The following is a 4,143-nucleotide window of genomic DNA, read 5'->3' on the forward strand; positions in this document are numbered from 1 at the left end:
GTCTCAGCCTGTGTATGCTGCGATAAAACAGCTTACGCTAGGCACTCCGACAAGAAAGTAATCAGTAGTATAGAAGGGATTATGAAAACTACAACCCTTACTGATTGAAAGTATTTATAATGACTAGGTTAATTGTTGCCAGCCATGTTGGTTTGCAAATGGGTATTGATGGTAATCTAAAAATTATTTTGTGATAACTACCTCATTTTATAGATTGTTTAGTAGATAAATAATGAATATTTTCTATGCTAAATATTGTTTAGCTAAACGTTATTTTTTCGATGATAATTTATTGAGGAAATAGGTTATGAAAAACTTTGACTCTTCTAAAGTAGTTAAAATTAAATCACCATTGTCTGGTTGGGCTGTCAATGACAAAAACGATGATTAATTTATGATTATTCCCCTTCGTATTTTGTACGAAGGGGAATAATATGGAGTTTGAAGATGAATATCGCTACGACATGTTATCCGCATAAACAATTCCGCTCTGATTTCGAATTACAGATCCGTAATTCACTTGAATATTTAATTGAAATAACCGAGTCTGACTTTAAAGTTCCTGATGGATTTTTCATAAAATGGGATTTATGTGCTTCTCATTATTTGGCTATCGATGCAGCCGAAAAGGATAACAGGGAATTATGTATTAATTACATTCGGAATGCTATAGAAAAATGCCAGGATTATACAGAAAAGCCAGAGCTATCTATTAAAGCTTTGGATTATTTTATCGAGTCTGTGTTTGATATGAACATGCTTTTTAAAATATTGGAGCAGGATGATAAAGGAGTCAGGGTTGGATACCGATTTGCACATGAAGTAAAAGATGATATAGAGAAGATACAAGAAGCATTGGAATTATTGAAAACCTATGATGAAAATACCTATCTTGAATGTGTATGTTTTATTGATACAATATATCTTACAGGAAAAACAGAAGGGAATTATATCAGGTCAGGCTGCAACTTTAATATGTGGGGGATGATCCTACTTTATAGTGCGGATGAAAATAGTGTACCTTACTATATTGAGCATATCGTTCATGAATGTGCACATCATGCACTAAATATTATTAATGCTCAAGATTATCTTGTTTTGAATGATCCTGAAGAACGTTATCAAGCTCCATTTCGTGAAGATGGTAGACCCATGATTGGCATATTTCATGCCTATTTTGTACTTAACCGGATTTGTCAAACTTTATATAAAATATCTAATATATACTCTGGGATTTATGAAGAAGAAATTAGATCACGATTTAATACTGCGTTGAAAAAATTCTTTGATACAAAAGAGATAATAGATAATCATGCAGAATTGACAGAAATCGGGCATGCTATCGCAGATAGTATCAGTGAAGAAATGAATAGGATTATTCCCAGTGAAGTTAAATGATGATTTTTGGAAAATACGATCTTCGGAAGCGTTATATATTTTGAGTTCACGAATAATTGTAGCTCTGGTCACTTTAAGTCTTATTAAGAGTAACCAGCTAATATTGTCTTCGTATTTTCTTTTTGTTTATTTTCTTTCAAGAACGATTTCAGGTCTCGCTTTATCACATCTTTTTGACCAGCTTGATAAGAAAAAAATTCTTTTTGTACTCAATCTTATATTTATTTTTTTAACAATATATTACCTTTATAACATTAGTTACGGTGGGCCAATATATTTTTTCTTCATTATTAGTATCATACTTGGCTTAATCGATGCTCTTTATTCTCCTGTTGTGAATGCTTATATTCCGTTTATTGTCAGTAAACATGAGCTTGATGAAGCATATCGTAAGACATTTTTGTTGCAGGCGTCTCTTAATGTGTTTGGTATCGGTTTGGGAATGGCAGGGTATGAAGTTATAGGGATAATTAATATGACATGGACGTTATGCGGATTAATTGTCCTATCCGTATGCATTCTATATGGAGTAAACAATCGGGGGACAAGGATTTTGCAGAAGAGGGAAGATAATCCTTCTTCTGCTCTTAACAGTCTAAGACTTTTCTTTCGTTATCGTTTTGAGCCATATTGGGCACTTTCATCTCTGTTAGTGAATATGATTCTAGTTCCGTTTTCTTCTCTTGTTATTCCATATTTTGTAGAGTCAGTAAAACACTCAAGCGCTATTATGATTGGAATAATAGAAGCGAGTGCTGCGATTGGGGCAATTTGTGCTTCCGTATTTTTCCAATCCTATTTTGAAAAAATATATGGTAAAGTTCGCACCGTTATTTTCTCGTTTTTTATGATAGGATTATGTCTGGTTGGCTTATCTTTGTTTATAAGTCATATCATCTGGTGTCTTTTGGCTTTTCTGATCGGAGTCTCTGTTATACTGAATAATGTCAGCATAGAATCCAGTCGTTCCATCGCTATACCGGAAAGACATAGAGTAAAAATACAGACAGTTCATACCGCTTTTATTGGATTGGGGAATCCTTTCGGATTCATTCTTTTCTCTATGATAATAGAGAAATGGAATTATTCTGTTGTACTTCTTATTGGTGGTTTTCTAATATGTGTTGTTTCTCTATTCCTGAAATATATCCCTATGTTTGATGATTTGCTTAGTAAAGATAAAGAAGAAATAGACTCTATTTATGATAAAAATTATGGTGATTTATGAGCATATTGACAGAAATTAAAAAATTTTACCAAATTGATAAAGACAAGGTATATGATCGTCATCATTCGTCGCACTTGGTTAATACTGCTAAATTGTTAAATAAATATGGTTGTAAAGAAGTAGTATGTAATGCAGGAATGTTACATTCAATATATGATGAAAATTCAATATATAATAATTCTGGTGTGAGTTATAAAGATAGGGAACATATACAACAAATTGTTGGAAAAGATGTTGAGTTACTTGTTTATTATTATGGGCGAGTTCATTATGCTAAAAATTATGATAATATATCAAAGAATGGTAATGTTGTAACACTAAGAGCTCAGACTGAAGATATTTCTATTCCTGAAGATATATTCTCTAATTTGGTCAACATTATTGTTGCTGACATACTTGAACAGATAATATGGTGTGTAGAAAAGAAAGGCTTTTTTACATACCAAGATGCAAGGGAACACCTTAAGAAACTATTTCCGATATTATATTATTGTTGCCACGGTATAAAAATTGATTTTAATAGGTTTTGGAGTTTATCATGCAGAACATAAATTCTATTCATTCAGAAATGGCTATTTTGCATGATAAATATATTCTTGGTGTGATATCTCCTGATAATTTTTTCTTAACATTCAGCCAACTTGAGAAAAAATTAGCGGATTGTGTCATTCACACGCCAAATTGGGCAGAATTTGCCAAAGATATTTATATTGGGCATGGAGTATATAACGGTAATATTAATGTTTTTACTGAAATTAAAGATCTTAAAAATATTCTTAGGTCTTTAACTGATACATTATTGTCTGATATTAGTGGCCTGAATTTTATATCTACAGATAAGCACCATCTTAAATCATTTTTTTCCGATTGCAATAATATAGATAATCTACATAGAGCATATGAAGTTAAACACTCGATTAATGATATGAATAAGGAAATACTAAATAAAATATTTTATCTTATAGATGAAATGCTTGGAGCAAGAAATTATTTCGTGCAAGGGCTAGGGTATAAAGATTTTGCTTCATATAAATGTAATTATCTTTTCAATAAGGATACTGAGAATGTTAAGAACACTTTGGAAATCTATTATCATAAACTTATAAATTCACTAAAAACTCTTTGTAATCATTTTGGAATTGATGTAAATCAGTTCACTGATCCTGCTACATTCCGTATGTACCAGAGAAATCTGGTAAATAGACTATCGTTGCCATGTTTTAATTTTCACTTGCTTGAAATACTTAGATTAATTTTTTCTTACTTAAATAAACATAGCCAAGCTCATTTTAGTATTGAATGTGAGTCAACAAATCGGTATATCATCCGTGTATCAACTCATAATGAGCGTTCATTTTGTTTTGTCATACAAGCATGTCAGATACAAGGTCAGGGCGGGATTCTACTTTGCGTAAAAATTATACATTTCGCAGATATTGATAATTTCTCACATTCAATACGATTTTATTGATAGGTTTTGATATCTGGCATGAACATTTATTGAGCTAGTAGAGGGT

The 4,143-nt window shown here is 31.6% G+C and carries 4 protein-coding genes; all 4 read left to right on the plus strand.

Annotated elements, in window-relative coordinates:
* The first annotated feature begins 447 nt into the window (after nucleotides 1-447).
* The 4 genes from AM629_RS20560 to AM629_RS20575 are packed head-to-tail and all read left to right on the plus strand — an operon-like array spanning nucleotide 448 to nucleotide 4,097.
* A complete protein-coding gene (locus AM629_RS20560) occupies nucleotides 448-1,398 on the plus strand; it encodes an aKG-HExxH-type peptide beta-hydroxylase (protein WP_054481614.1) in 951 nt (316 codons plus the stop codon).
* A complete protein-coding gene (locus tag AM629_RS20565; RefSeq protein ID WP_054481616.1) occupies nucleotides 1,385-2,626 on the plus strand; it encodes an MFS transporter in 1,242 nt (413 codons plus the stop codon). Before AM629_RS20560 ends, AM629_RS20565 begins: the two co-directional genes overlap by 14 nt.
* A complete protein-coding gene (locus AM629_RS20570; protein WP_054481617.1) occupies nucleotides 2,623-3,177 on the plus strand; it encodes a DUF6817 domain-containing protein in 555 nt (184 codons plus the stop codon). Before AM629_RS20565 ends, AM629_RS20570 begins: the two co-directional genes overlap by 4 nt.
* Nucleotides 3,165-4,097, plus strand: coding sequence for a hypothetical protein (locus AM629_RS20575; RefSeq protein WP_054481619.1), 933 nt, complete (start codon nucleotides 3,165-3,167; stop codon nucleotides 4,095-4,097). The genes AM629_RS20570 and AM629_RS20575 overlap by 13 nt, the downstream gene beginning before the upstream one ends.
* The last annotated feature ends 46 nt before the right edge of the window (nucleotides 4,098-4,143 follow it).

The organism is Photorhabdus heterorhabditis (assembly GCF_001280945.1).
Taxonomy (GTDB): domain Bacteria; phylum Pseudomonadota; class Gammaproteobacteria; order Enterobacterales; family Enterobacteriaceae; genus Photorhabdus; species Photorhabdus heterorhabditis.